The 25,999-nt window shown below is 73.8% G+C and carries 34 protein-coding genes; 23 read left to right on the top strand and 11 right to left on the bottom strand.

The annotated features are described in order from the left end of the window. The first annotated feature begins 37 nt into the window (after positions 1-37). The 8 genes from BM051_RS02015 to BM051_RS01980 all read left to right on the top strand — a co-directional run bounded on the left by BM051_RS02015 (position 38) and on the right by BM051_RS01980 (position 7,467). Positions 38-1,741, top strand: coding sequence for a sodium:solute symporter family protein (locus BM051_RS02015; protein ID WP_092526978.1), 1,704 nt, complete (start codon positions 38-40; stop codon positions 1,739-1,741). Between the two features lie 12 nt (positions 1,742-1,753). Further along, a complete protein-coding gene (locus tag BM051_RS02010; RefSeq protein WP_092526975.1) occupies positions 1,754-2,029 on the top strand; it encodes a hypothetical protein in 276 nt (91 codons plus the stop codon). 49 nt (positions 2,030-2,078) lie between these two features. Beyond that, the gene (locus tag BM051_RS02005) at positions 2,079-3,062 is read left to right on the top strand and encodes a DUF3558 domain-containing protein (protein WP_092526972.1); all 984 of its coding nucleotides are present in this window, start codon (positions 2,079-2,081) and stop codon (positions 3,060-3,062) included. Between the two features lie 85 nt (positions 3,063-3,147). Continuing rightward, a complete protein-coding gene (gene dhaK, locus BM051_RS02000; RefSeq protein WP_092526969.1) occupies positions 3,148-4,149 on the top strand; it encodes a dihydroxyacetone kinase subunit DhaK in 1,002 nt (333 codons plus the stop codon). Between the two features lies 1 nt (position 4,150). Beyond that, positions 4,151-4,780: a dihydroxyacetone kinase subunit DhaL gene (gene dhaL / locus BM051_RS01995; RefSeq protein WP_092526966.1), complete on the top strand. Its 630-nt coding sequence runs from the start codon at positions 4,151-4,153 to the stop codon at positions 4,778-4,780. Beyond that, on the top strand, positions 4,777-5,442 hold the full coding sequence (gene dhaM / locus BM051_RS01990) for a dihydroxyacetone kinase phosphoryl donor subunit DhaM (protein WP_092526963.1): 666 nt from the start codon (positions 4,777-4,779) through the stop codon (positions 5,440-5,442). Before dhaL ends, dhaM begins: the two co-directional genes overlap by 4 nt. A gap of 30 nt (positions 5,443-5,472) precedes the next feature. After that, a complete protein-coding gene (locus BM051_RS01985) occupies positions 5,473-6,450 on the top strand; it encodes a DUF3558 family protein (protein ID WP_092526960.1) in 978 nt (325 codons plus the stop codon). Between the two features lie 39 nt (positions 6,451-6,489). Beyond that, positions 6,490-7,467 carry a hypothetical protein gene (locus BM051_RS01980; protein WP_092526957.1) on the top strand — a complete coding sequence of 326 codons (978 nt, stop codon included), beginning with the start codon at positions 6,490-6,492 and terminating at the stop codon, positions 7,465-7,467. 83 nt (positions 7,468-7,550) lie between these two features. Here BM051_RS01980 and BM051_RS01975 read toward each other — a convergent pair whose 3' ends face one another. Further along, positions 7,551-8,177, bottom strand: coding sequence for a TetR/AcrR family transcriptional regulator (locus tag BM051_RS01975; RefSeq protein WP_092526954.1), 627 nt, complete (start codon positions 8,175-8,177; stop codon positions 7,551-7,553). A 64-nt stretch (positions 8,178-8,241) separates the two neighbouring features. Between BM051_RS01975 and BM051_RS01970 the strand changes: the two genes are divergently transcribed. Then, positions 8,242-8,913 (top strand): hypothetical protein, encoded by a 672-nt coding sequence (locus BM051_RS01970; protein WP_208325923.1) that lies wholly within the window; start codon positions 8,242-8,244, stop codon positions 8,911-8,913. Positions 8,914-8,938: 25 nt separating this feature from the next. Here the strand turns inward: BM051_RS01970 and BM051_RS01965 are convergent, their stop codons facing one another. Then, the gene (locus tag BM051_RS01965; RefSeq protein WP_092526951.1) at positions 8,939-9,151 is read right to left on the bottom strand and encodes an FmdB family zinc ribbon protein; all 213 of its coding nucleotides are present in this window, start codon (positions 9,149-9,151) and stop codon (positions 8,939-8,941) included. 46 nt (positions 9,152-9,197) lie between these two features. Between BM051_RS01965 and BM051_RS01960 the strand changes: the two genes are divergently transcribed. Beyond that, positions 9,198-10,346 carry an alkaline phosphatase family protein gene (locus BM051_RS01960; RefSeq protein ID WP_243859501.1) on the top strand — a complete coding sequence of 383 codons (1,149 nt, stop codon included), beginning with the start codon at positions 9,198-9,200 and terminating at the stop codon, positions 10,344-10,346. A 3-nt stretch (positions 10,347-10,349) separates the two neighbouring features. On the opposite strand, the gene BM051_RS01955 is transcribed toward BM051_RS01960, so the two are convergent. After that, positions 10,350-10,913, bottom strand: a complete 564-nt coding sequence (locus BM051_RS01955) for a class I SAM-dependent methyltransferase (protein WP_092526945.1) — start codon at positions 10,911-10,913, stop codon at positions 10,350-10,352. A gap of 107 nt (positions 10,914-11,020) precedes the next feature. Here BM051_RS01955 and BM051_RS01950 point away from each other — a divergent pair, with 107 nt between their 5' ends. From BM051_RS01950 to BM051_RS01920, 7 genes are all read left to right on the top strand, one after another. After that, entirely contained in the window at positions 11,021-11,734 is a 714-nt protein-coding gene (locus BM051_RS01950) for an AraC family transcriptional regulator (protein ID WP_092528399.1), read from the top strand. A gap of 18 nt (positions 11,735-11,752) precedes the next feature. Further along, complete coding sequence (locus tag BM051_RS01945; protein WP_092526942.1) at positions 11,753-12,028, top strand: hypothetical protein; 276 nt, start codon at positions 11,753-11,755, stop codon at positions 12,026-12,028. Positions 12,029-12,197: 169 nt separating this feature from the next. Next, positions 12,198-12,941: an alpha/beta fold hydrolase gene (locus BM051_RS01940; protein ID WP_424923274.1), complete on the top strand. Its 744-nt coding sequence runs from the start codon at positions 12,198-12,200 to the stop codon at positions 12,939-12,941. A gap of 69 nt (positions 12,942-13,010) precedes the next feature. Next, a complete protein-coding gene (locus tag BM051_RS01935) occupies positions 13,011-13,244 on the top strand; it encodes a hypothetical protein (RefSeq protein WP_092526939.1) in 234 nt (77 codons plus the stop codon). Between the two features lie 5 nt (positions 13,245-13,249). After that, on the top strand, positions 13,250-14,566 hold the full coding sequence (locus BM051_RS01930; protein ID WP_092526936.1) for an NAD(P)/FAD-dependent oxidoreductase: 1,317 nt from the start codon (positions 13,250-13,252) through the stop codon (positions 14,564-14,566). A 79-nt stretch (positions 14,567-14,645) separates the two neighbouring features. Beyond that, entirely contained in the window at positions 14,646-14,939 is a 294-nt protein-coding gene (locus BM051_RS01925; RefSeq protein ID WP_092526933.1) for a WhiB family transcriptional regulator, read from the top strand. A gap of 34 nt (positions 14,940-14,973) precedes the next feature. Then, complete coding sequence (locus tag BM051_RS01920; RefSeq protein ID WP_092526930.1) at positions 14,974-15,954, top strand: TIGR03557 family F420-dependent LLM class oxidoreductase; 981 nt, start codon at positions 14,974-14,976, stop codon at positions 15,952-15,954. A gap of 19 nt (positions 15,955-15,973) precedes the next feature. Here the strand turns inward: BM051_RS01920 and BM051_RS01915 are convergent, their stop codons facing one another. The 4 genes from BM051_RS01915 to BM051_RS01900 form a co-directional block, all read right to left on the bottom strand. Continuing rightward, positions 15,974-16,501 (bottom strand): ANTAR domain-containing protein, encoded by a 528-nt coding sequence (locus BM051_RS01915; RefSeq protein WP_092526927.1) that lies wholly within the window; start codon positions 16,499-16,501, stop codon positions 15,974-15,976. 334 nt (positions 16,502-16,835) lie between these two features. After that, positions 16,836-17,147 (bottom strand): DUF202 domain-containing protein, encoded by a 312-nt coding sequence (locus BM051_RS01910; protein ID WP_092526924.1) that lies wholly within the window; start codon positions 17,145-17,147, stop codon positions 16,836-16,838. Beyond that, positions 17,144-17,518 carry a YidH family protein gene (locus tag BM051_RS01905; protein WP_092526922.1) on the bottom strand — a complete coding sequence of 125 codons (375 nt, stop codon included), beginning with the start codon at positions 17,516-17,518 and terminating at the stop codon, positions 17,144-17,146. Before BM051_RS01905 ends, BM051_RS01910 begins: the two co-directional genes overlap by 4 nt. A gap of 66 nt (positions 17,519-17,584) precedes the next feature. Further along, complete coding sequence (locus tag BM051_RS01900) at positions 17,585-18,004, bottom strand: STAS domain-containing protein (protein ID WP_243859500.1); 420 nt, start codon at positions 18,002-18,004, stop codon at positions 17,585-17,587. A 199-nt stretch (positions 18,005-18,203) separates the two neighbouring features. On the opposite strand from BM051_RS01900, the gene BM051_RS01895 reads away from it, so the two are divergent. From BM051_RS01895 to BM051_RS01880, 4 genes are all read left to right on the top strand, one after another. Then, on the top strand, positions 18,204-18,677 hold the full coding sequence (locus BM051_RS01895) for a hypothetical protein (RefSeq protein WP_243859499.1): 474 nt from the start codon (positions 18,204-18,206) through the stop codon (positions 18,675-18,677). A 31-nt stretch (positions 18,678-18,708) separates the two neighbouring features. Beyond that, positions 18,709-19,167 (top strand): hypothetical protein, encoded by a 459-nt coding sequence (locus tag BM051_RS01890; protein WP_092526918.1) that lies wholly within the window; start codon positions 18,709-18,711, stop codon positions 19,165-19,167. A 24-nt stretch (positions 19,168-19,191) separates the two neighbouring features. Next, a complete protein-coding gene (locus tag BM051_RS01885; protein ID WP_092526915.1) occupies positions 19,192-19,842 on the top strand; it encodes a UdgX family uracil-DNA binding protein in 651 nt (216 codons plus the stop codon). A 110-nt stretch (positions 19,843-19,952) separates the two neighbouring features. Further along, positions 19,953-20,261: an iron-sulfur cluster biosynthesis family protein gene (locus BM051_RS01880; RefSeq protein ID WP_092526912.1), complete on the top strand. Its 309-nt coding sequence runs from the start codon at positions 19,953-19,955 to the stop codon at positions 20,259-20,261. An 809-nt stretch (positions 20,262-21,070) separates the two neighbouring features. Here the strand turns inward: BM051_RS01880 and BM051_RS01875 are convergent. Continuing rightward, positions 21,071-22,192 (bottom strand): glycerate kinase, encoded by a 1,122-nt coding sequence (locus BM051_RS01875; protein WP_092526909.1) that lies wholly within the window; start codon positions 22,190-22,192, stop codon positions 21,071-21,073. Then, the gene (locus tag BM051_RS01870; protein WP_092526906.1) at positions 22,189-23,160 is read right to left on the bottom strand and encodes a 2-hydroxyacid dehydrogenase; all 972 of its coding nucleotides are present in this window, start codon (positions 23,158-23,160) and stop codon (positions 22,189-22,191) included. Before BM051_RS01870 ends, BM051_RS01875 begins: the two co-directional genes overlap by 4 nt. 83 nt (positions 23,161-23,243) lie before the next feature. Here BM051_RS01870 and BM051_RS01865 point away from each other — a divergent pair, with 83 nt between their 5' ends. Continuing rightward, on the top strand, positions 23,244-23,834 hold the full coding sequence (locus tag BM051_RS01865; RefSeq protein WP_092526903.1) for a nucleotidyltransferase family protein: 591 nt from the start codon (positions 23,244-23,246) through the stop codon (positions 23,832-23,834). A gap of 10 nt (positions 23,835-23,844) precedes the next feature. Continuing rightward, positions 23,845-24,726 (top strand): AAA family ATPase, encoded by an 882-nt coding sequence (locus BM051_RS01860; protein ID WP_092526900.1) that lies wholly within the window; start codon positions 23,845-23,847, stop codon positions 24,724-24,726. Between the two features lie 340 nt (positions 24,727-25,066). Here the strand turns inward: BM051_RS01860 and BM051_RS01855 are convergent, their stop codons facing one another. Beyond that, entirely contained in the window at positions 25,067-25,414 is a 348-nt protein-coding gene (locus tag BM051_RS01855; protein WP_092526897.1) for an STAS domain-containing protein, read from the bottom strand. Between the two features lie 169 nt (positions 25,415-25,583). After that, positions 25,584-25,889, bottom strand: a complete 306-nt coding sequence (locus BM051_RS01850; RefSeq protein ID WP_092526894.1) for a WhiB family transcriptional regulator — start codon at positions 25,887-25,889, stop codon at positions 25,584-25,586. Between the last annotated feature and the right edge of the window lie 110 nt (positions 25,890-25,999).

Genomic DNA, 25,999 nt, shown 5'->3' with positions numbered 1-25,999 from the left:
GTGTTGTTGGATGGTGTTGACTCAGGAGGTGGGTCGGGTGCACGTGCTGGCCGAGGCGAACCTGCGCCTCGACGCGAACGCGATCGACTACGTCTTGCTCGCGTTCTACTTCACGCTGGTGCTGGGCATCGGCTACCTGGCTCGCCGGCAGGTGTCCACCAGCCTCGACTTCTTCCTCTCCGGCCGCTCACTGCCCGCCTGGGTGACCGGCCTGGCGTTCATCGCCGCCAACCTCGGCGCCATCGAGGTCATGGGCATGTCCGCCAACGGCGCGCAGTACGGCATGCCGACCGCGCACTACTTCTGGATCGGCGCCGTCCCGGCGATGCTCTTCCTCGGCGTCGTGATGATGCCCTTCTACTACGGCTCCAAGGTGCGCAGCGTCCCCGAGTTCATGCTGCGCCGCTTCAACCCCACCGCCCATTTGGTCAACGGCATCAGCTTCGCCACCGCCCAGATCCTCATCGCCGGCGCCAACCTGTTCCTGCTCGCCAGCGTGATCAACCTGCTGCTCGGCTGGCCCATCTGGGTGTCGGTGATCCTCGCCGCGGTGATCGTGCTGACCTACACCGCGCTCGGCGGGCTGTCCGCGGCCATCTACAACGAGGTGCTCCAGTTCTTCGTGATCGTGGCCGCGCTGCTGCCGCTGACGATCGTCGGTCTCCACAAGGTCGGCGGCTGGCAGGGGCTGGTCGACCGCGTCTCGGGCGGGCCCGGCGGCGCCGAGCAGCTGTCCACCTGGCCCGGCAACCAGCTCACCGGCTTCGGCAGCAACTTCCTCTCCGTCCTGGGGCTCGTCTTCGGCCTCGGCTTCGTGCTCTCCTTCGGCTACTGGACCACCAACTTCGTCGAGGTCCAGCGCGCGATGGCGTCGAAGAGCATGTCGGCGGCCCGGCGCACCCCGATCATCGGGGCGTTCCCGAAGATGTTCATCCCGTTCATCGTGATCATCCCCGGCATGATCGCCGGCGTCACGGTCACCGAGCTGATGGGCGAGAACAAGGCCGCGCTGCTGGCCGGGGAGGGCGCGCCGAGCGGGGCGACGTTCAACGACGCGCTGCTGCTGCTCATCCGCGACCTGCTGCCCAACGGCATGCTCGGCATCGCCATCGCCGGCCTGCTCGCGTCGTTCATGGCGGGCATGGCGGCCAACCTGAGCTCGTTCAACACCGTGTTCACCTACGACATCTGGCAGTCCTACATCAAGAAGGACCGCCCCGACGGCTACTACCTGCGGGTGGGCCGGGTGGTCACCGCCGTCGCGACCATCCTCGCGATCGGCACGGCGTTCATCGCCTCCACCTACGCCAACCTGATGGACTACCTGCAGCAGCTGTTCTCCTTCTTCAACGCGCCGCTGTTCGCCACGTTCATCCTCGGGATGTTCTGGAAGCGGATGACCCCGACCGCCGGCTGGACGGGCCTGGTCTCCGGCATCCTCGCGGCGGTTGGCGTGTTCGCCCTCGCCGAGACCGGGGTGTGGGACCTGCCCGGCCAGGGCGCGGCGTTCGTGGGCGCCGGCGCCGCCTTCGTGGTGGACATCGCGGTGAGCGTCGCCGTCACCTCCGTCACCGCACCGAAGCCGGACGCGCAGCTCGTCGGTCTGGTGTACTCGCTGACCCCGAAGGAGACGCGCCAGCACATCGGCAGGGGCGAGGACGCCGTCTGGTACCGCAGGCCGGTCCTGCTCGCCGGGATCGCGCTGGCGATCACGATCCTGCTCAACATCATCTTCTTCTAGGAGGGCCGAGCAATGGCGAGGAAAACCAGGACGCGCCGGGCCGGCGCCTTCGACATCCGCCTGGTCATCGCGCTGCTGATCGGCGTGTACGGCCTGGTGCTCACCGTGATGGGGATCGGGTTCACCAGCGACGAGGACATCGCGAAGGCCGCCGGGCTGAACATCAACCTCTGGGCCGGCATCGGGATGCTGATCTTCGCCGGGCTCTTCGTCGTCTGGGTGGTGCTGCGCCCGATCGCGGTGCCGGTGCCGGAGAGCGAGCAGGAGCAGCGGTACCGCCCGGAGTGACCCGCGGGTTCCGCGCACCCCGGCCGGACGATCCCGCTACCGTGCACCCGTGCTGACCTCCGCCCGACTTCGCCGTGCCGTGCCGGCCGTGCTGCTCGGACTGGCGCTGGCCGCGTGCGCCGGACCCGACCTCGGCAAGGCCAACTTCCCGCGCACCACCGTTCCCGTCGAGCCCGGCGCCGGCGGCCAGGGCAGGGCTCCCACCGGCCCGATCACCGACCCCGCCGTGGCCACCGAGGCCCTGCGGCTGGTGGACCCGTGCGCCCTCGTCGAGGCCGACGTGCTGCGGGAGCTGGGGCAGGCCGACGAACCGCGGCCCTCCGGCTGGGACCGGTGCGCCACCCGGATCCGCGACGCGGGCGGCAAGACGGCGCGGATCTCCCTGCAGCTCGGCGATCCCGTCGCCAACGCGCGCGACGCGACGGCCGCCATCGCCGGGCTGCCGCTGGTGGAGCGCGAGCAGGACGACGGGACGTGCTTCGCCAGCGCGGTCACCTCGCGCGACCCCAACCTCGGCATCAGCGCCCAGGTGACCTACGAGGGCGGTGACCCCTGCCGGGCCGGACGTACCGTGCTGGACAAGGTGATCGCCACGCTGGGCGACCAGCCACCCAGGCGATCCCCCGAACCGGGTTCGCTGCTCGGCGTCGACCCGTGCGCGGTGCTGGACGCCGGAGTGATGTCGGCCGTGGGGGTGAGCGAGAAGCACCAGGCCAGCGGCCTGCACGGTTGCTCGTGGCGGGACACCGGGCCGGCGGTGCTACTCGACCTCCGGCTCGGCGTCCCGCCACGGGGCGGCGACGGCAAGGAGCCGGTGGATCTCGGCGGCGGGGTCACCGGCTACCGGGAAAGGGGCGTCGCCGGCCTCGGCAAGTGCACGATCACCTGGCAGCACCGGCCGGCCGGGGACGACCTCGGCGAGCTGGTGGCGGTGGACTACTCGTGGCCCGGCGCCGAGGTCGACGACGTGGATCCCTGCGGCAAGGCCCGCACGCTGGTCGACGCCGTCCGCGCCGCCCTGCCCCGCGCCTGACGCCGACCCTCGCCCGCCATGGCGCGCGCGGCCGATCGGCGGTAGGAAGGGCAGGCGATCAGTCGTCGGCGAGCTGGAGGTCCGCGTGAAGAAGATCATCAACGATCCCGCGACGGTGGTCGCCGAGTCGCTGCGCGGCCTCGCCGCCGCGCACGGCGACATCCTCGACGTGCGCGACGAGCCCGCCGTCGTGCTGCGCGCCGGTGCGCCGGTCGGCGGCAAGGTGGCGGTGATCTCCGGCGGCGGATCCGGGCACGAGCCGCTGCACGGCGGGTTCGTCGGCCGGGGCATGCTCGACGCCGCGGTGCCGGGGGCGGTGTTCACCTCGCCCACGCCCGACGCCGTGCAGTCGGCGATCCAGGCGGTCACCGGTGACAAGGGCGCACTGCTGATCGTGAAGAACTACACCGGCGACGTGCTCAACTTCGAGACCGCGGCCGAGCTCGCCGCGGCTGAAGGGCGGGACGTGCGCAGCGTGGTGATCGACGACGACGTGGCGGTGGCCGACTCGACGTTCACCGCGGGCCGGCGCGGCGTGGGTGGGACCGTGCTGCTGGAGAAGCTGGTCGGCGCCGCGGCCGAGCGCGGGGACTCGCTCGACGAGCTGGAGTCGTTGGCCCGCAGGGTGGTCGGGCAGGTGCGGTCGATCGGCGTGGCGCTCACCGCGCCCACCGTGCCGCACGTCGGTGAGCCCAGCTTCGCGCTCGGCCCGGACGAGATCGAGTTCGGCATCGGCATCCACGGCGAGCCCGGCCGGGAGCGGATGACCGCCGAGCCGGCCGACGCGCTGGTCGAGCGGCTGGTCGCGGCGGTGGTCGAGGACCTGCCGTTCGAGCGCGGCGACGACGTGCTGCTGTTCACCAACTCGATGGGCGGCACGCCGATGCTCGAGCTCTACCTGGCGCACGGCATCGCCGAGCGACGGCTCGCCGAGCGCGGCATCGGCGTGCGTCGGCGGCTGGTCGGGCCCTACATCACCAGCCTGGAGATGCAGGGCATCAGCATCACGCTGCTGAAGCTGGACGACGAGCTGACCAGGCTGTGGGACGATCCGGTCCACACGGCCGCGTTGCGTTGGGGGGTGTGACATGGCCTGCACCGCGAAGGATGTCGCGGCCGCGCTGCGGACCGCGGCCGAGAAGGTCGCCGAGCACCGCGTCGAGCTGGTGGAGCTGGACCGGGCGATCGGCGACGGTGACCACGGGGAGAACCTGCACCGCGGCTTCACCGCCGTCGTGTCCACTCTGGACCAGGCTGTGCCGGAGACGCCGGGCGCGGTGCTGAAGCTGGCCGCCACCACACTCATCTCCAAGGTCGGCGGCGCGGCTGGGCCGCTGTACGGCACGGCGTTCCTCCGCGCGGCCACCGCGCTCGGCGACCGGGCCACCATGGACGGTGCCGGGGTGGCCGAGGCGTTGCGCGCGGCGGTCGACGGTGTGCGGGCGCGCGGCAAGGCGGAGGTGGGCGACGCCACGATGATCGACGCGCTGGAGCCCGCCGCGAAGGCCGCCGCGGACTCCGCACGGGACGGGGACGACGTCGCGGTGGTGCTGACCTCGGCCGCCGCGGCCGCCGACGGCGGCGCACAGTCCACCGTGGACATGGTGGCGCGCAAGGGAAGGGCGTCCTATCTCGGGGAGCGCGGCGTGGGGCACCTGGACCCGGGTGCCCGCTCGTCGGCGCTGCTGCTGCGCGCGTTCGCGGAGGCGGCCCGATGAGCGTGGGGCTCGTGCTGGTCTCGCACAGCGCCAAGCTGGCCGAGGGGGTGGCCGAGCTGGCCGCGCAGATGGCGCCGGACGTGACCGTGCGGCCGGCCGGCGGGTTGCCGGGCGGCGGGATCGGCACCGACCACGATTCGGTGGTCGACGCCGTGCGGGCGGCCGACACCGGCGACGGCGTGGTCCTGCTCTACGACCTCGGCAGCGCGCAGCTGACGGCGGAGATGGTGGTGGAGACGCTGGAGTCGGCGGCGATGGTCGCCGACGCGCCACTGGTGGAGGGCGCGGTGGCGGCCGCGGTCGCCGCGCAGGGCGGGGCCGACATGGCGGCCGTGGCCGAGGCCGCCGCGGGCGCGGCGGCGCCGGTCGACCTGGACCGGCCGGAGGCCGATGCCGGGGCCAGCACGCTGCGGCTGACCCTGCGCAACGACGTGGGCCTGCACGCGCGGCCGGCGGCGCTGCTGGCCCGCGGCATCGCCGGCATCGAGGCGGACGTCCGGGTGCGGCTGGGCGACGAGGAGGCCGACGGGCACAGCGTGCTGGCGTTGATGTCCCTCGGCGCCCGGCAGGGCGACACGATCGAGGTCAGGGCCAGTGGCAAGCGCGCGGACGAGGCGCTGGAACGGATCCGCGGCCTGGTGGAGCGCGACTTCGACGAGTAACGACTTACCCCACCGGGTGATACACGGCGCATGGGACGGATCGGGCGCGTGGCGCTCTGCGCACTGGTGGGCGCCGTGCTGCTGGCGGGGTGTGCGGTGGTGGAGCGGGGCACGGCGGTGCCCGACGCACGGGAGATGGAGCGGCTCGCCGAGCCGCTGACCGCGCGCGACGTGCTGGGGGAGCTCGCCACCATCGACTACTGCACCACGCTCGACCTCGCGGTCATGGAAGCCACCGGCGGGACGGTCAGGTGGACCCAGGAGAGCTTCGGCTGGTGCGAGTTCGGAGTGGTCGCCGAGGAGGGGCGGGTGGTGCTCCGCGTCGGTGACCTGGCGGAGGTGTCCACGAGCGTGCTCGGCGAGCCGGACGGGACGGTCGCGCAGCCGCACGGCTGGCGGATGGAGCGCTACGCCGACCTGGACCCGGAGGCGTGCTACCGGTTCCTGGTGTTCCCCGACGGGATCAGCCTGCAGGTCGAGGTCACGCGCACCGACGTCGACCCCGACGTTCCGGTCGCCGCGCTGTGCCGGGTCGCCGAGGTCGCCGTGGGGGCGGCCCGCGCATGGTTGGTCGAGAAGCCGCCCACCCGGCTGCCGCTCCGGGAGGGCTCGCTCGGCCACCTCGACGCGTGCGCGCTCGTGCCGCAGCCGGAGGTCGAGGCCGCGGTCGGCGGCCCCGCCCCGGCTCGGCCCACGCCTACCGGCCATTCCTGCCTGTGGGGGCGGTGGGATCTGCCGGGGCCGGCCGCGTTGGTGGCGTTCACGGTCCGGGTGGTCGAGTCGGAGGAGCGCGAGGATGAGTTCCCGGAGACCGTCGCCGGCCGGGCGGCGGCGGTGCTCCCGGCCGACGACACGTGCCTGGTGGAGACCCCGCACATCGACTTCGACCCGGACGTCCCCGGCGAGGTGGAGGTCGTCGGCGTCGAGGCGCGGCCGGCCGAGGGTGATGCCTGCGCGGCGGCCAGGGCGCTCGCCGAGCGGGTGTGGGCGGCGCTGCCGGCGGCGTAGCCCGGTAACGGCGTCGTGGATCAGCCGGATACACCGCGCATGGGACGGATCGGGCGCGCGGCGCTCTGCGCACTGGTGGGCGCCGTGCTGCTGGCGGGGTGTGCGGTGGTGGAGCCGGGGAAGGCCGTGCCGAACGCGCAGGAGGTGGAGCGGCTGGCCCGCCCGCTCACGTCGAAGGCCGTGCTCGGCGACCTCGCCACCGTCGACTACTGCACCCTGCTCGACCTCGGCGCGCTCGGTGACGTGCGGTTGGAGCGGGTGCGGCCGGACTTCGCCGCCTGCATGGCGGAGGTCACCGCGGCGGAGGGCCGGGTCCTGCTGGGCATCGGGCATCTCTCCGAAGCGCCGACCAGCGTGCTCGGCCAGCCACCGGACGAGACGGTCTCCCTGCCGCACGGTTGGAAGGTCGAGCGCTTCGACGGTCTCGAACCCGGCGTCTGTTATCGCTTCCTGGAGTTCTCGGACGGAGTGAGCCTGCAGGTGCACGCGACGTACCCGGAGGGCTATCCCGTCGTGCCGTCCGCCGCGCTGTGCCGGCTCGCCGACGCGACGATCGACGGGGTCCGGTCGTGGCTGACCACCAGGCGGGTAGGGCGGTTGACCTTTCGCGAGGAGTCCCTCGGCCGGCTCGACGCGTGCGTGCTCGTGCCGGAAGCGGAGGTCGAGGCGGCGCTCGGCGGGGCGGCGCCGGTGAGCCCCGAGCCGACCGGCCACCTGTGCGGGTGGGGCAGCCGATGGGACGAGCCAGGGCCGGCCGCGTTCCTCGAGTTCGCGATCCAGGAACTGGGCGATGCGGACGAGTTCGCCGAGACCATCGGCGGGCGCCCCTCCCGGGTGACCCCGCTCGACGGTGGTTCCTGCCTGGTCGAGACCCCACACGTCCACTTCTCGGCGACCAAGCCGTACGACCGGGAGTTCGCGAGGGTCGAAGTGCGGCCCGCCGGCGGCGATGCCTGCGCGGCGGCCAGGGCACTCGCCGAGCGAATCTGGCCGGCGCTGCCGGCGCGGCCCGAGTAGGGCTGCCGCGTCGTGGCTTGGCTCCCGCATCCGTGGATCACTAGTGGGGGATGGGGACAACCTGCTGCCGAGTACGCACCGCCTCAGGCGAGGAGCTCGCGACGCAACACCCCGCTCCACCATCGCTCGACCCGGTCGGCCGACCAGCCGCGCTCGACGGTGAGGGTGGTGTAGACGTCGATGTTGCACAGTCCGGCGTAGATGTCCACCGCGGACTCGACGTCAACCCCGGAGCGGAACGCCTCGGTGGGCCAGGCGGTGAACACCCGCACCCTGGTCTCGTCGGCGCGGCGGCGGGCGTCGGCGTAGGTCGTCGCCAACTCGGGCTCGGTGCGGCCCGCCTCGCGCACCAGCGCGATGACGTCACCCTCCCGCTCGAACAACCGTCGGTCGTAGGCCGCCATCGCCGCGAGCTGCCGCGCCGGGTCATCCGCCGCGTCCTCCAGGTCGGCGACCATCCGTGGCACGTCGGCGGCCAGGTCCGCCGCGTCGGCCAGCGCCATGGCGAGCCCGGCCTTGTTGGCGTAGGCGGAGTACACCGTCGGCACCGAGACGCCGGCCTCGCGTGCCACGTCGCGCACGGTCGTCGCCGCCCACCCCCGCTCGACGAAGCACCTCCGGGCGGCGCGTGCGATCTCGGCGCGCGTCTCGCGCGCCTGCGCGGCCCGGCGCAACGAGTCGTAGCGCCGCCGGCCGTCCTTCGCGCTCATCGGCTCCCCACCCTTCGGTCTTCTCCATGTTCGCCATCACTATATTGAATATATGTTGCGTAAAATGAATGCTGGATTCGGCCAGCTGGGTGGACTCGCCGCGGTCGGCTTCGCCCTCGTGATCGTCCTCGCCAACGTGGTCGCGGTGCCCGCCGGCCTGCCACCCACCGGTGCTGACCTCGGCCAGGTCATCACCTTCTTCGGCACGCGGGGCGACGTCGTCGCCGTGTCGTCCGCGCTCACCCCGCTCGCCTGGGTGCTGGCCACCCTCTTCGGCGCCGCCGCGGTCGCCGCCGCGCGCCGATCCGAGCGGGACCGAGGCGAGGCCTGGTCGCTGGTCGGGTTCGCCGGCGTGGCCCTGCAGAACGCCGCCTTCGCCGGGGTCGTCGCGATCCGGCTCGCCCTCGCGGCCGCCCCCGCGGACGCTGCCACCGGGCTCTGGGCGTTGCACGAGGCGCTGTTCACCCTCAACGGCACCTTCCTGGCCCTCGCCCTCGTCGGTTTGTCGGTCAGCGGGCGCCGGGCCGGTCTTCTCCACCCGTGGCACGGCATTGTGGGACTGGTGGCCGCCGCGCTGCTGTTCGGCTCGGCCACCCTCGCCCCGGTGGTCATGGACCACGGCGGGCCCTTCGGGCTGCTCGGCCTCGTCGGCTGGCTGCTGTGGGTGGTCTGGCTGGTGGCGTATGGGGCCGCGTTGATCCGCGGGGGAGGCCGGACCCCGGCGGCGGTCAGCTGAGGTCGCGGCGGGCAAGGACGCGGGGTCAGCCGCCGCAGCAGCCTCCGCCGCAGCAGCCGCCGCCAGCGGGTGCCGCGCCGCCACCGCTGGTCGTGCCGGTCAGCGCGACGGTGGTCAGCAGCTTGACCGTGTCGCGGTGGCCGTCCGGGCACGTCGCGGGCGCGCTCGACTCGCTCATCGGGCGGTTCAACTCGAAGGTCGTGGTGCACTCGCGGCAGCGGTAGGCGTAGGTCGGCATGGGGCGATTATCCCGGCCACCCGTTCGGGGTGAGAAGCTCGTGGCCGTGACTCCCACCGATCTCGCCGATCCCGTGCTCGACGACCGAGTGCCCCACCTGGCCCAGGTCGTGCCGTCCCTGCTGGCCACGCTCGGGGTGCCGACGTTCGTCGACACCCTCGACCTGCCCGAGGCCACCCGTGGCTGCGTGCTGCTGGTCGACGGCCTCGGCTGGGACCTGCTCGACGAGTACGCCGCCGACGCGCCCGTGCTGAGCGCGCTGCACCGCCGGCCGCTGAAGGTCGGTTACCCGTCCACCACGGCCGCCGGGCTGTCCGCAATCGGCACCGGCGTGCCCGCCGGCGAGCACGGGATGGTCGGGTACTCGTTTGAGGTTCCGGGCGCGGGCGTGCTCAACGCGTTGACCTGGTGCGCGCAGCCGGGCGGGGAGGATCTGCGCGGCGCGGCGCCACCCGAGCGGGTGCAACCACTGCCGACCACGTTCAGCCGGGCCGAGGCCGCCGGGCTGGCCGTCAGCGTGGTGTCCGCCGCCCGGTTCGCCGACACCCCGCTGACCCGCGCGGTGCTGCGCGGTGGCCGGTACGTGGGCGTGCACGCGCTCGGTGACCTTGCCGCGGGCGCCCTCGCCGCGCTCGCCGAGCCGAACAGCTTCTGCTGGGCCTACCACGGCGACCTGGACATGCTCGGTCACCTGCACGGCCCCGGCTCGCCGGCGTGGCGGCTGCAACTGCGCCAGGTCGACCGACTGGTGGAGTCCCTTGTGGACGGACTGCCGGCCGGAGCTCTGCTCGCCGTGGTCGCCGACCACGGCATGGTCGCCCTCGACGAGTCCGTCGTGGACATCGACGACACCCCGGAGCTGATCGCCGGCGTGCGGGCGCTGGCCGGGGAGGTGCGGGCCCGGCACGTCTACCCCGAGAAGGGTGCGGCCGCCGACGTGCTCGCCACGTGGCGGGCCGTGCTCGGTGACCGGGCGTGGGTGCTGCCGCGGGAGGAGGCGATCGCCGCCGGCTGGTTCGGCCCGCGGGTGGCCGACCACGTGCGGCCGCGGATCGGCGAGATCGTGGCGGCCGCCCGGGGCCGGTTCGGCGTGCTGCGCGGGCTCGCCGAGCCGGTCGAGTCGTCGCTGGTCGGCCAGCACGGCTCGCTCACCCGCGCCGAGCAGCTGGTGCCGCTGGCGCTGGCATCCGCCTGAGCGTCACGGCCGGCGCGCCCGGAACCGCTGCACCCGACCCTCGACCACGCTGGTGGTGACGTCGACGAAGCCGGCGGCGCGCAGCCGCGCGGGCAGCGTCTCCGGCGGCACCGGCTGGTAGGTGTCGCCGAGGTGCAGCAACCGGAACGGCCACCGGTCCACCCCGTCGGCGCCGGCGAAGGTCCCGCCGGGCCGCAGCACCCGCAGTGCCTCGGCGAACAGGGCGTCCTGCCGCGCCGGGGTGGGGACGTGGTGCAGCATCGTGAAGCACACCACCGCGTCGAACCGCGCGCCGTCCAGCGGCAGGTCCGCGCCGTCACCCTGGACGACCCGCACGCGGTCGCCGTGCTCGGCGCTCAGCCGGGCGGCCAGCGTCGGGTCGAGCTCCACGGCGGTCAGCTTCGGCGCCCTGGCGGCGAGCGGACGGAGCGTGGCGCCGTAGCCGGGGCCGATCTCCAGCACCCGGTCGCCGAGGTCCACGCCGTCGAGTGCCCACGGCAGCATGTCGCGCTCCACCTTCCGCGCCCAGCGGGCGGAGCCGCAGATCTTGCGGTGCAACCAGTTCATGGGCTTCGACGCTAGAAGCGAGCCGGCGTGTCCGAAAGACGTTAGGGTGCCACGTGATGTCGCCAGACGGACATGTCGTGGGGGTCGTGCCACCCGGGGTCGGCGCGATGGTGCTGGGGGAGTTCGCACTGCCGGTCAACGGCTGGACGCCCGCGCACGTGCACAACCATCACCAGCTGGCCTGGGCGGCCGGCGGGGTGGCGCTGGTCGAGGTGGGGGCCGTGCAGTGGGTGCTGCCGCCGAACCGGGCGCTGTGGCTGCCCGCCGGGGTCGTGCACCGCACCGGGGCGGCGGGGCGGGCGGCGCTGCGCGGGGTGTACCTCGACCCGGCCCGCTGCCCGGTGGACTGGCCGGCGCCGGCGATGGTGGCGGTCGGGCCGTTGCTGCGCGAGCTGCTGGAGTACCTGACCCACGGTGAGCTCACCCCGCCCGCGCGGCTACGGGCCGAGGCGGTGGTGTTCGACCTGCTCGAACCGGTCGCGGTGGCGCCGATCGGGGCGCCGCGGCCGGCCGACCCGCGGGCCCGCCGGGTGGCCGACGCGCTGCTGGCCGACCCCGCCGACCAGCGGGACCTGGCCGACTTCGGCCGGGAGGTGGGCGCCAGCCCGCGGCACCTGACCCGGATCTTCCGGGCGGAGACGGGGCTGACGTTCGGGCGATGGCGGACCCAGGCTCGGCTGCGAGCGGCGCTGCCGATGCTGGCGGAGGGAATGCCGCTGGCCGCGGTGGCACGCCGCGTCGGGTATGCCACGCCGAGCGCGTTCGCGGCCGCGTTCCGGAAGGGGGTGGGCCTGCCGCCCGCCGCCTATTTCGCGGGCTGACTCGCTTACCGTGGAGCCGTGCCCCGACGGAACCGACCCCGGCTCGACGTGCCCCGCGGCGTGGGCCCGTCGACGGGGTGGGCGCGCCCGGAGTCCGGGCCGGACGGCGACTGGGTGGTGCGCACCGTGCCCGGCGCGCAGGCCACGAAGTTCTACCGCTGTCCCGGCTGCGACCACGAGATCCGCCCGGGGACACCGCACCTGGTGGTGTGGCCGGCCGACGAGACCGGCTCGGTCGCCGACCGCCGCCACTGGCACCGCGGCTGCTGGCAGGCTCGCACCCGCCGCCGCTGACCCCCTACGGCTGTGTCCGCGCTCCCCGCACGCGTGTCCGCGTTCTGTGCACGCGTCTCCGCGCCCTGCGGCGCCGACACGTGATCACGACGCGCGGACACAGCAGTGTTCACGCAGGTCGTGCCGCATGGCACTGAACCCAACCGGCACCTCCGACAGAATGCGGACCATGATCCCTCTGGTACTGCTGCACGCCTTCCCGGTCGACGCCCGCATGTGGCACGGCGTCCGGGAGCCGCTGGCCGCCCGCACCCGGCTCATCACCCCCGACCAGCGCGGGCTCGGCCGTTCCCCGCTGCCGGACACCGATCGCGCGCCCACCCTCGACGACGCCGCCCGCGACGTCCTCGCCATGCTGGACAAGCTGGAGTTGGACCGCGTCGTGCTCGGCGGCTGCTCGATGGGCGGCTACGTCACCATGGCGGTGCTCCGCGCCGCGCCGGAGCGGGTCGCCGGGCTGGTGCTCGTCGACACCAAGTCCACCGTGGACGACGCCGCCGCCAGGGAGAACCGGCTCGCCGTCGCCGAGCGCGCCGAGCGCGAGGGCGTCGCGGGCTGGCTGGCCGACGCGATGCTGCCCAAGCTGCTCGGCCCCGACGCGGGGCCGGACGTCGTGGCCACGGCGCGCGAGATGGTCGACGACCAGCCACCGGCCGGCGTGGCGTGGGCCCAGCGCGCCATGGCCGACCGCCCGGACTCGACCGACCTCCTCCGCGCCGCGACCGTGCCCGCGCTGGTCGTCGTCGGCCGGCACGACACGCTCACTCCGCCCGACGCCGCCCGCGCGCTGGCCGGGAGCATGCCCGACGCCCGTTTCGTGGAGATCCCCGGCGCCGGCCACCTCAGCCCGCTGGAGGCCCCCGCTGCCGTGGCCGAGACGATCGGCGGCTGGCTGACCGAGCGCTGTGGGTGAGCACGCGCGGCACCAACCCGGCCGGACCCACGGCGATTGAGGCCCGGCACCCGCGGGTACCACGAGCACATGGACCCGACACGTGACCTCAAGCCGGACGCCGACGTGCAGGAGCAGCAGCAGCCGGTGGTCGACGACGGCACCGACCCCGACGAGATCCGGGTGCCGCTCGAGGCCAACCCGAGCGACCTGGCCGAGTCGACACCGTCGCAGGGCGAGCCGCCGTTCGAGGCCAACCCCGGCGACGTCGCCGACCAGGCCACCGTCGTCGAGTACGAAGTGGACGACCCCCGGGAGGTGTAGCCGCGATGCCGCACGAGCCCACCCGCATCGTCGTGATCGGCGGTGGCCACGTCGGGCTGACCGCCGCCACCCGGCTGCGCCGCGCGCTCACCGCCGACGAGGCGACCATCACCGTGGTGGACGCCCGCTCGTACATGACCTACCAACCGTTCCTCGCCGAGGCCGCGGCCGGCTCGGTGGAGCCGAGGCACGTGGTGGTGCCGCTGCGCGAGGTGCTCCCCGGCTGTGACGTGACGACGGCCGAGGTCACCGGGATCGACAGCGCCGCGCGCACGATCACCCTCCAGGTCGCCGGCGGCGACGTCCGCCGGCTCGGCTACGACCTCCTGGTGGTGGCCCCCGGCTCGGTGTCCAAGATCATCCCGATCCCGGGCGTGGCCGAGCACGCGATTGGCTTCAAGACCCTCGAGGAGGCCATCTACCTGCGCAACCACGTCCTGTCCCGGCTCGACGCGGCGGCCAGCACCGACGATCCCGAGCTGCGCGGCAAGCTGCTGACGTTCGTGTTCGTCGGCGGCGGCTACGCCGGCGTGGAGGCGCTCGCCGAGCTGGAGGACGCCACCCGTCAGGCCGCCGCGTTCTACGCCGGCATCGATCCGGACGACACCAGGTTCGTGCTGGTGGAGGCCATGAGCCGGATCATGCCCGAGGTGAGCGCCCCGCTCGCCCAGTACACCCTCGACCGGCTCACCGAGCGCGGCATCCGGGTCCACCTGGACACCACGCTCAAGTCGGCGGAGAACTGCCACATGGTGCTCAGCGACGGTACCGAGTACGACGCCGACACGCTGGTGTGGACCGCGGGCGTGAAGGCCAACCCGATGCTCGCCGAGACCGACCTGCCGCTCGACGAGCGCGGCCGGGTGAAGTGCGACGCCACCCTGCGGGTCGAGGGCGTGCCGGACGTGTTCGCCGCCGGCGACTGCGCCGCCGTTCCCGACCTCACCAGCGCCGACCCGAACGCCACCTGCGCACCGTCGGCCCAGCACGCCACCCGGCAGGCCAAGCAGCTGGTCCGCAACATCGTCGCCACCCTGCGCGGCGGGCGGCTCGGCAAGTACAAGCACCGCTACGCCGGCTCGGTGGCCAGCCTCGGCCTCTACCGTGGCGTCGCCGAGATCTACGGTGTCAAGATCAAGGGCGCGCCGGCATGGGTGCTGCACCGCACCTACCACCTCGCGAAGCTGCCCACGCTGCACCACAAGGCCAGGGTCGCCGCGGACTGGGCGCTGTCGCTGCCGTTCCCGCGGCAGGTCGTCGCCACCGGCCAGCAGCACGAGCCGCGCCGGGCGTTCGCCCGCGCGGGCGGCGAGCGTGGGTGAGAGCTGAGCCGCGGAGTGTGGATCGCCCCGCCACCGGGTACCTAACCCGGACAGCGCCAGCAACGCGGAGGTGACCAGGATGACCGACACGTCCCGGCTGCCCCCTCCCGTGGCGGAGATCTGGGAGTGGCAGCGGCGCGGCCACTGCCGCAACCTCGACGCCGCGTTGTTCTTCCACCCCGACGGGGAGCGGGGCTACGCCCGGTCGGACCGGGTCGCCAGGGCGAAGCGGATCTGCCGGAGCTGTCCGGTGATCGTGGAGTGCCGCCACCACGCGCTCACCGCGCAGGAGCCCTTCGGGGTGTGGGGCGGCCTCGACGAGGCCGAGCGGCGGGAGGCCATCCGACGTCGCCGCCACCTCCCGGTGGCCTGAGCACCGAGCACCGACGGGGACAAGGGGGAGCGCGATGCGCTTCGGCTACACACTATTGACCGAGCAGGCCGACCCGAAGTCGCTGGTGGACTTCGCCGGCGCGGCCGAGGAGGCCGGCTTCGACTTCGAGGTGATGAGCGACCACTACTTCCCGTGGCTCGACTCCCAGGGCCACGCCCCCTACGCCTGGAGCGTGCTGGGCGCGGTCGCGCACGTCACCAGCCGGGTCGAGCTGATGAGCTACGTGACCTGCCCGATCCTGCGCTATCACCCGGCCGTCGTGGCGCAGAAGGCCGCGACGGTGAACCTGCTCGCCGACGGCCGGTTCACCCTCGGCGTCGGGGCGGGGGAGAACCTGAACGAGCACGTGGTGGGCCGGGGCTGGCCGCCGGTCAACGTGCGGCACGAGATGCTCACCGAGGCGTTGATGATCATCGAGGAACTCTTCGACGGCGGCTACGTCAACTTCGCCGGGAAGCACTACCGGGTCGACTCCGCCAAGCTGTGGGACCTGCCCGAGCGGCGGACCCCGGTCGCGGTCGCGGTGTCCGGCATGCAGTCGGTGCGCAACTTCGCCCCGATGGCCGACGCGCTCATCGCCGTGGAGCCCAAGGGTGAGCTGTGCCGCGCCTGGGACGCCGAGCGGGCCGACCTCGAGCTGGAGCCCACCCGCAAGATCGGGCAGATGCCGATCGCCTGGGACCGCGACCCGGCCGCCGCCCGACGCCGCGCGCACGAGCAGTTCCGCTGGTTCGCCGGCGGCTGGAAGGTCAACTCCGAGCTGCCGGGGACGGCGGGGTTCGCCGCGGCCACCCAGTTCGTCACCGAGGACGACGTGGCGAAGAACATCCCGTGCGGGCCCGACGTCGGGTCGATCGTGGCGGCGGCCAAGCCGTTCCGGGAGGCCGGGTTCACCGATCTGGCGCTGGTGCAGATCGGCGGTGACCAGCAGGAGGGCTTCTTCGACTTCGCCAGGACCGAGCTGCTGCCGGCGCTGCGCGACGCCTCCACGTGAGCGGCTCGGAGAGTTCCGGCTAGGGGCGGACGCGCAGGGTGGCCAGTGTCTCGTACGGGGGCACCCAGCCCCGCTCGACCAGCAGCTCGTACAGGTCGGTGAGCGCCTCCCGCGCGTCGCCGTCCATGCCGTCCTTGTCCGCGTCCACCAGCCGGCGGGCGAGCGCGATCAGCGCGGAGTCGGGCTCCGCCGGCTCCGCGGCGGAGTCAACCGGCTCCAGTCCAGGACCGCCGGTCTGCGCGGCCCGCCGCAGCAGCGGCTCCAACCGGTCCGGCTCGACCCGAGCCGCCAGCCGCACCAGCACCTGGGCCACCCGGTACAGCTTGATGTTGTGTTGCTGGGACAGCCGTACCAGGATCCGGAACGCCTGCTGCGGCGTGCAGCGGTGCGACACGATCAGCACGCCCATCGCCTGCTCGATCGTCGCCCGGGTGTGCAGCGCCCTGCGCAGCCCGTTCAGCTCGTTCTGCAGGTCCGCGATTCGCGCTCGCAGCTCGTCGTCCCCGGCGTCGGGGTCGTGCCGACCGCTGTTCGTGGTGTAGCCCACGGCGCCGAACCGTCGCCCTCAGCTCGTCCGGGCACAGGCCGGCGACGGGTACGGCAACTGCTGGGACATCACGACTCCCCTCGATCGGCCAACGGAACGCACGCGAGGAGCGCCGCAGCGCCGACCACCGGCAGGGGACGACCCCGCGGGAGCGCAGCGGCAGCGTCTCGCTTCGCGCGAACGCCAGGCGAACCGCCGGTGGTTCGAGCGGTGGCCTGGCGCGCTGCGGCTGGTTGCTCAACCGCGTAGATCGTTCGTAAAGATAGCGAACACGTCCGCGAAGTCCGCAACGAGACCTGGCTACGGCGCGTCTCGCACTCGAAGGGGGTGAAGCTCAGCGCGGCCACCACGGCACGAGCGCCAGTGTGGCCGCGGCCGTGAGCAGCACCGCGCCGGCGGCCGCGGCGACCAGTGACCGGCCGGCCCGCCCCGGTCGCCGCCCGCGCAGCTCGCGGCCGCGGTACCAGCCGGCGACGGCCAGCAGCGTGGTCGTGCCGCCCGCCGCCACGACCGCGGGCACCACTCGAGTGCCGCCGGCGCCCGCCACCGCGTGCAGCAGCACCAGGGTGACCACGGCGGCGGCCAGCGCCGTGCGTTGCCAGGCCAGCCCGGTGCGCTGCGGCTGCAGCCCGTCGCCGCCCTTCACCCGACCAGCACCAGCACCGCGGCGAAGAGGGTGATCACCAGGACGCCCACCGCCAGCACGGGCACCAGCGGGCTGCTCGGGAGCGGCTCACCCCGGCGCATCGCGCGCTGCACCCGCCGCCAGCGCGGGTAGCTCGCCGCGGCGAGCACGGTGGCCAGCGCCAGGGCCAGCGCGGCCAGTGCCGTGCGAGCGCCCGGCACCGACCATCCCGGGACGAGCTGGTGCACCGCGACCCCGCCGGCCACCAGGCCCAGCGCGGTGCGGAGCCAGGCCAGGAAGGTGCGCTCGTTGGCGAGGGTGAACCGGTAGTCCGGCTCGGGCTCCGCCGTGTTGTCGGGCTCCGCCGTGTTCTCGGGCTCCGCCGTGGTCACGCAGGCCTCCCCGTTCCCGATCAGGCAGGGCCCGAGTCTAGGCGGGGGTGGCGCGCTCCGCCGGGGTCAGCCGGCTCCGGTCAGCACCACGTCCGCGGCGGCGTCGACCTCCGGGTACACCGGCACCGTCTCCAGGTGACCGGTGGCCGCGAGTGGCCGGAGCACCGCGCGCCCGGCCGCCGCGACGGCCCATGGCAGGTCGCGGCCCGCCGCGTTCTCGGCGAGCTCGAGGAGGACCGAAAGGCCGGCCGTGCCGAGGAAGGTGACTCCGGTGAGGTCCAGCACCAGCCCGGCCGCGGACTCGTCGGCGCACCGGCGCACCGCCTGCTCGACCCGGTCACGTAGCCCCGGGGCGGTGACGATGTCGACCTCGCCGGACACTCTGACGAGCATCAGGCCGTTCGGTAGCAGTGACGACTGGACGTCGAGATCGTGGATGGCCTGCTGCTCCGCGGGGAACAGGTCGAGCTCGTCGATGAGTGGCACGGCTGCACTCCTTCCACCGGCGCTCGTGGGGATCCGCCTGTCGGGGATCGGGGCCGTGGCTGTCTGCTCAACCGTGATCTCCACGTTACGTTCGCGGCGCGGCGACGGCAACCGCCCGACCGGTCCCTCACCGTTTGTTCCCGGATGCTCCGGGGTACCTCCTGGGCCAGGCACGACGGAATCGACGCTGGGAGCAACGGTGAACGACCCGATCGGCGACGCGGTTCCCCACGATCGCGACGACGCCCACGACCCGGACGCCGTCGAGACCGATCCGGCGGCGTTGAGCAGCAGCGAGGATCTCGACCAGGACCGGCTCCGGCTCGATCCACTCGAGGAAGGGGTGGAGCCGCCGGAGAACTACGCCGTCGGCGATCGCTGGGGCACCACGCACATGGAGCAGCAGTACCGCGAACCACTCGAGGAGCGGGTCGAGCAGGAGCAGCCGGACGTGCGCCCGCCGGACGTGCCGGAGCGGCCGATCGCCGCGACGCCCGCCGACCAGCTGGACCAGTCGGTGGACGACGCGCTGCCGGAGGAGCAGCGGATCGCGCCCGGTGAGGAGCCGTTGGACCTGCCCACCGCCGACGCCCGCGAGGAGGGCCGGCGGGCCGACGAGGCGGGCGGATCGGTCGCCGAGGCGCTCCGGACCCCGGACCGGGAGGCCGAGTGAGACCGGCGACCGTGCGAGGACGGAGGGCACCGTGAGCACCCGTGGGCAGACCGTGCAGGACCTCGCCGACCGCATGCTCGCGCTGGTCCGGGCGCGGGACCTGGACCGGCTCACCACGCTCGTCAGGAGGGTGGTGGGCAAGTGGTCGCCGGAGCGGCACCTGCTCCGGCCGCTGCTGAGCGCGTTGGTGGACGGCACCGCGGCGGCCGTGCGGCGGGCCGCCGCGCCGGTCCGGCCCGAGCACGTGTTCGTCCTCGACATCACCGACGAGCACGAGCACGAGGTGGGCATCGACGAGGTCCGGCCCCCGCTGCGCGCCATGCTGCGGGCCGTGCTGGCGCTGCTCAACGGCCGGCCCGAGGACGCCGACTACCACGTCGACCTCGTCGCCGAGGACCGTGACCCGGTGGCCCAGCTCGAGGCGGTGGTGCACACGCTGCGCTGGACGGCGTCGCTCTCCGGGGAGGGACCGGTGGGCGCGGAGCGGTGATCCCCGATCACGGAGTGGTGAGCGATGCCCGACTACGAAGGTGCCGAGCACTACCTGCCGGACGAGCTGGAGCTGCCCCGATTGCGCACGGCCGCGGCCACCTGCCAGGGCTGCGACCTGTACCGCAACGCCACCCAGACGGTGTTCGGCGCGGGGGGTGAGCAGGCGCGGATGGTGATGGTCGGCGAGCAACCGGGGGATCGGGAGGACCTCTCCGGGGAGCCGTTCGTCGGCCCCGCCGGCGCGCTGCTGGACAAGGCGCTGGTCGAGGCCGGGATCGACCGGGAGGAGGTGTACGTCACCAACGCCGTGAAGCACTTCCGGTTCGTGCCGCCGGAGCGCGGCAAGCGGCGGCTGCACCAGAAGCCGACCCGGGCGCAGATCGCCGCGTGTCGGCCGTGGTTGCTGGCCGAGCTGGAGGTGGTGCGGCCCGATCTCGTGGTGTTCCTCGGCGCCACCGCCGCGCAGTCGGTACTGGGCACGTCCTTCAAGGTGAGCGTGCGGCGCGGCGAGCTGCTCGACCTGGCGGAGGAGGCGGAGGTGTCGCTGGACCCGGTGCCGAGGGGGTTGGCGACGGTGCACCCGTCGTCGATCCTGCGCGCACGGGACGAGGCCCGCGCGGACGCCTACCGTGAGCTGGTCGAGGACCTGTGCGTAGCGGCGAAGGCACTCTGAGCAGGGGGTGCGTCCGTTCGGAGTAACCGGGGCGCGCGGTCCGCAGCGGCGCCCCCTACGGTGGGAATGGCAAGGCGCAACGACCGCGACCGAAGGGAAGGTCGACCACGATGCTTGCCATGACCGACGCCGCCGCCGAGGCGATCACCGCGCTGACCGCGCAGCAGGAGAACGCCGGGCTGCGGTTCGCGGTGCAGGAACAGCAGGACGCCGGGGCGCAGCTCGCGCTGTCCGTGGCGCCCGCCCCCGAGGAGGGCGACCAGGTTCTCGGCACCGAGAGCGGCGCCAGGGTCTTCCTGGAGCCGCAGGCCGCCGACTTCCTCGACGACAAGTTGCTCGACGTCCAGCAGGACGAGCAGGGCCAGCTCAGCTTCGCGGTGATGCAGCAGCCGGTCGACAACGTCGACCCGCAGCGGTAACCGACCTCGGGTGGGGTCGGCGGCGCTTCCGCCGACCCCACCCGAGGCCCCTGCGCCCACGCCGTGTCCGCGCCCCGCGCACGCGCGCCCGGCGTCCCCACACGTGTTCGCCGTTCCCGTCGCCGTGTTTGCCGCTCGCGTCGCCGTGTTTGCGGTTCCCGTGGCCGTGTTGCCTGTTTGCGTCGCCTTGTTGGCCGTCGGCGCCACATCGCCGCTGGCCGCCGTCCGGCTGTTCGGCCGCTCCCGGCGTTGTTCGCTCGGCCGTGGCGGCGAGTTGTTCACATCACCCATCAGTGATCCACAGATTTCCGCGATCCCCCTCGCGGTGCCCCCGAGGCGATAGGCTGGAACTGGGCGACCGCCCCCCAAGGGAGGGCGGGTTCTGAGGTGGCGGCGGTTGCTGCCATTCGTGCCGTGGTCAGCACTTCGTGTCATCGGCTTCGTGGAATCGCAGGGCGACGTGGGCGTGTGGCGTGGCGCTGGGGCAACGCCGTCGTGCCGTCGTCCCGTGCCGCGTTCTTGAGTCGGTGGCCCGGCGCCCGCGGTTGCCGGCCGCCCCCGGCGCTCGCGGTGGGCCACCCCCGGCGGTTGAGCCACGCGGGCCGATCCGCTCGGCGGGTGCGTAGGTGTGGCGTCAGCAGGCCAGCCACTCAGCGGGCCGAGGCGAGCCAGCCAGCCGAGCGAGCGGGCCAGGCAGCCAGTTGGGCCGAGCCAGTCAGCGGTGGGCCAGGCGGTCAGTGGGCCGGACAGTCAGCGGGCCAGACAAGCAAGGCAATCAGCGAGCCACAGCCAGCCAGCGGACCAGGCGGTCAGCGGGCCAGCCAGTGGCGGACCAGGGCGGCCGCCTGCTCCCGCAGCAACGGGTAGGCGTTGGCCTGCGCGTACTCCAGCGACGGGGCATGGTCGATCAACGCCCGCCCACCGGCGATGCCCGCCCCGGTCAGCGCACCCTCGTCGAGCTGGATGCGGCCGGCCACGGCGAGCACCGGGATGTCCCGCGCACCCGCCCGCGCCGCGATGCCGGCCGGCGCCTTGCCCGCCAGGCTCTGCGCGTCGAGCGACCCCTCACCCGTGATCACCAGGTCCGCGCCGGCCAGCGCCCTCGACACGCCGGTGAGCTCCACCACCAGGTCGAAGCCCGACTCGACCCCGGCGCCGAGGCCCGCGATCGCCCCGGCCGCGATCCCACCGCCGGCTCCCGCACCCGGCACGTCGGCCACCGGCTCCGCCCCGGCCTTCACCAGCGCGTCCGACCACGCCCCCAGCGCCTCCGCGAGCCGCTCCACCTCGCGCGGCCCCGCGCCCTTCTGCGGCCCGAACACCGGCGCCGCGCCGTCCGGCCCGAGCAGCGGGTTCGTGACGTCCGTGGCCACCCGCGCCCGCACACCCGCCAGCCGTGCCCGCACCGGCTCCAGGTCCACCTCGCGCACCGCGCCGAGCGCACCGCCGCCGAGCCCGACCGGCCGCCCGGCCTCGTCTCGCAACCGCGCCCCGAGCGCGGCCAGCATCCCCGCGCCGCCGTCGGTGCTCGCCGTGCCGCCCACGGTGAGCACGAGCGACCGCGCCCCACCGTCGAGCGCGTGCCCGACCAGCTCACCCACGCCGAAGGTGTGCGCGGCCAGCGCCACCTCCGGCGACGGCTCCACGTGCTCGATCCCGCACGCCCTGGCCGACTCCAGGTACGCCGTGCCGTCGAGCAGCACGTACCAGGCGTCCACCGGGGCGTCGAGCGGCCCCGGTACCCGCACGTCCACCCGCCGCCCACCGGCGGCCAGCAGCACGTCGAGCGTGCCCTCCCCGCCGTCGGCCACCGGGCAGGCCACCACCTCGGCGTCCGGCAGCACGTCCCGCACTCCGGCACCAATCGCCTCGGCGGCCTCCACCGCGGTGAGGCTGCCCTTGAACTTGTCCGGCGCGACGACCACCCTCATGGCGCCACCGGGGTCAGCGGGGCCTCGCCGGCGAGCACCGCGGCGGCGTTGCGCGCGGCGAGCATCGCCATCGCCGTGCGGGTCTCCACGGTCGCCGAGCCCAGGTGTGGCGTGAGCACGACGTTGTCCAGTTCCAGCAGGGCTGGGTGCACTTCGGGCTCCTTCTCGAAGACGTCCAGCGCGGCGCCGGCGATCGCCCGCTCGGTCAGCGCCCGCGCCAGCGCGGCCTCGTCGACCACCGGGCCGCGCGTGGTGTTCACCAGGTACGCGCTCGGCTTCATCGTGGCGAGCGCGTCGGTGTCGATCAGGTGCTCGGTCTCGGGCGTGAGCGGGCAGTGCAGCGACACCACGTCGGCGGTGCGCAGCAGGTCCGGCAGCTCCAGGAAGCGGGCGCCGAGCTCGGTGACCACCGCGGCGGGCGCGCGCCGCCGGCCGGTGTAGGCGATCTCCATGCCGAACGCCCTGGCCCGCCGCGCCACCGCCCTGCCGATCTGGCCGAGCCCGACGATGCCGAGCGTCTTGCCCTGCAGCCCGGTGCCCAGCATGAACGCGAGGTCGAACTTCCACGGCCGACGCTCGCGCAGCAACCGCTCGCCCTCGCCGATCCGCCGGGTGACGGCCAGCAGCAGCCCGAACGCCAGGTCTGCGGTGGCGTCGGTGAGCACGCCGGGCGTGTTGGTCACCACGACGCCGCGCTCGGTCAGCGCCGGCACGTCGATGTTGTCGTAGCCGACGGCCACGGTGGACACCACGCGCAGCCCCGGCCCGGCGGCGTCGGCGAACGCGCCGTCGATCCGGTCCTGCAGGGTGCTCACCACCGCGTCGGCGCCGGCGACCGCGGAGTGCACGTCCTCGGTGGTGGGCGGGTCGGCCGGGTCGAGCACGCGGACCTCGCCGGCGTCGGCGAGCAGCTTCACCGCGGGCTCGGCGATCGGGCGGGTGACGACGATCGTGGGCGGCTTGGTCACCCGCCGAACCTAACCATTCGGGGCGCCGGTTGACCAGGCCGGACACCACGTATCAGGGCATGACCAGCGGATATGCTGCCGCCATGGATAGTGCCGGAGGGCCGAGCGTGGCCGGGCTGCTGCTCGCGGCGGGGGCGGGCCGGCGGTTCGGCCGCCCGAAGGCGCTCGTGGTGGCCGGCGGCGAGCCGCTGCTGGTGCGGGCGCTGCGGGCGCTCACCGGCGGTGGCTGCGCCCCGGTGCGGGTGGTGCTCGGCGCGCGGGCGGAGGAGGTCGCGGCGCTGCTGCCCGACCCCGGGCTGGCGGTGGTCGCGCCGGACTGGGCCACCGGGATGGGGGCCTCGCTGCGCGCCGGGCTGACCGCGTTGAGTGAGCTGGACCCGGCGCCGGACGCCGCGTTGGTGCACCTGGTGGACCTGCCGGGAGTGCCGGCCGCCGTGGTGGCCCGGCTGGCCGCGCTGGCCGCGCCGGACGCCGTCGCGCGGGCCGGATACTCCGGAAGACCGGGGCATCCGGTGTTGCTCGGCCGACGGTGGTGGCCCGAGGTGGCGGACAGCGCGCGGGGTGACCGCGGCGCGCGGGAGTGGTTGGCCGGGCGGGCGGACCTGCGCCTGGTCGAGTGCGCCGACCTCGGCACCGGCGCCGACGTGGACACCCCCGACGACCTCAGCCCGTAAGCTCGACGTCGTGACAGGCGCCACCCCGGGTTCGCCGACGGAGCTGGCCCGGCTGCTCGACCGCACCGGCTACCTCGCCGACACCGGCGTGGCCACCGCCGCGTTCCTCGCCATCCGGCTCGGCAAGCCGCTGTTCTGCGAGGGCGAGCCGGGCGCCGGCAAGACGTCGCTCGCGGTGGCGCTGGCCGAGGCGTTGGAGCTGCCGCTGATCCGGTTGCAGTGCCACGAGGGCATCGACGCGGCGCAGGCGCTGTACGAATGGGACTTCCCCCGGCAGCTGCTGCACCTGCGGGCGCTGGAGGCGGCGGGGGAGGGGCGGCTCGACGTGGAGGCCGCCGAGCAGTCGCTCTACACCGAGCGGTTCCTGCTCGCCCGGCCGCTGCTGCGGGCGCTCACCTCGGTGCCCTGCGTGCTGCTGGTGGACGAGATCGACCGCGCGGACGACGAGTTCGAGGCGTTCCTGCTGGAGCTGCTCGGGGAGAACGCGGTGACCATACCCGAGCTCGGCGAGGTGCGCGCCGCGACGCCGCCGCTGGTGGTGCTCACGTCCAACCGCACCCGCGAGGTGCACGACGCGTTGAAGCGGCGCTGCCTGTACCACTGGTTGGAGCACCCGGATCTGGCGCGGGAGATCGCCATCCTGCGCCGGCGGGTGCCGGGCGTGTCGGAGCGGCTGGCCCTCCAGGTGGCCGGCGCGGTGCGCCGACTGCGCGAGCTGGAGCTGCTCAAGCCGCCGGGGGTCGCGGAGTCACTCGACTGGGCCCAGGCACTGCGCGCGCTGGACCGGACCGAGCTGGACGCCGAGGCCGCCGTCGCGACCCTGGGTGCGGTGCTCAAGTACAGCGAGGACCTGGACCGGGTACGCACGAAGCTGGACGCCCTGCTGGCCTGACACCAAGATCAACATCAACCGCCCGGTGACCCCCACCCCCACCCTGTCCCTTGGGGGCCGGCCCCGCTCCCAGTTTACCGGGGAACGGGGCCTGGGAAGGGGGGCGCGAAAATCTGTGGATCACTGATGGGTGATGTGGACAACTGCCCGGGGCGCTGTCAGTCTCACTCGCGCGGGTCCGTTGGTCTGGCTCGGGTTGGGCGTCGGCTTCGCGCGGGCCCGTCGGTCTGGCTCGGGTTGGGCGTCGGCTTCGCGCGGGCCCGTCGGTCTCGCTGGGGCTGGGAGTCGGCCTCGCCCCGGGCGCGGCGGTCTCGCTCGGGCGCGTTCAGCTCAAGCGTGGTCAGTTCGGGGCGGGCTTCCAGGTGAGGTGCTCGTCGACACCGGCAAGGGTGATCACCCGTTCGACGGCGCTGCTGGCGAGCACGGCCATCTCCACGCTGTTCTCCTGCGCGTGTCGCTGCACCTGCAGCAGGGCGTTCAGCGCGGAGGAGTCGAAGAAGGTGACCTCGGTGAGGTCGGCGAGCACCTTGGCCGGCCGCTCGTCCACGACCGACGTCAGCTTCTCCTGCAGTTGCGGGCTGGTGAGCAGGTCCAGCTCTCCTGACACGGCGACACGCCAAACGCCGTTCTCGGCGGTCGTGGTGATCCGGAAACCGGGTGTCTGGGCATCCAGACCAGGCACGCTCATCCAGGCTCTCCTCAGGCTTACCGATGCGAGTCCGGTACGCGCCTGTGGGCTCAAGCGCCGCCGCAGCATCGGGACGGTTCTCACACTGCCGTGTGCGCAGGGTCCGTGCAACGGGATCGCCTGAACTCTAGCCGAGCGTTGGATCGACCTCTCGATCACCCGGCGGTGCTCACCCGGCCAACTGCTGGCGCAGCGCCCTCCGCTGCCGTTTGAACATCTCGCGCCGCTCCATCTCGCCGAGGCCACCCCAGATGCCGTACGGCTCCTGCACCGTCAACGCGTGCTCCCGGCACTCGGCCAGCACCGGGCAGGTCTGGCAGATCGCCTTCGCCCGCTGCTCGCGCAGCTCCCTGGCCTGGCCGCGCTCGTTGTCCGTGTGGAAGAACAGGCTGCTGTCCACACCGCGGCACGCGCCGTGCAACTGCCAGTCCCACTCCTCGGCGACCACCACCGGCAGCCGACTCACGTCAGCCATTCCGACCGCCCTTCGCTCGATCACCTCGAACTCCCGACCGCCCGTTGCTACCCCGGCCCGGCTGGCGTCAAACGTCGGCGGTTTCATCTACCGTCGAACCGGGCATCAAG

This window comes from Amycolatopsis arida (assembly GCF_900115565.1).
In the GTDB taxonomy this organism is placed as follows: Bacteria; Actinomycetota; Actinomycetes; order Mycobacteriales; family Pseudonocardiaceae; genus Yuhushiella; species Yuhushiella arida.
Note: the sequence above shows the minus strand (reverse complement) of the source record. Positions and strands in the feature narration are given on the sequence as shown.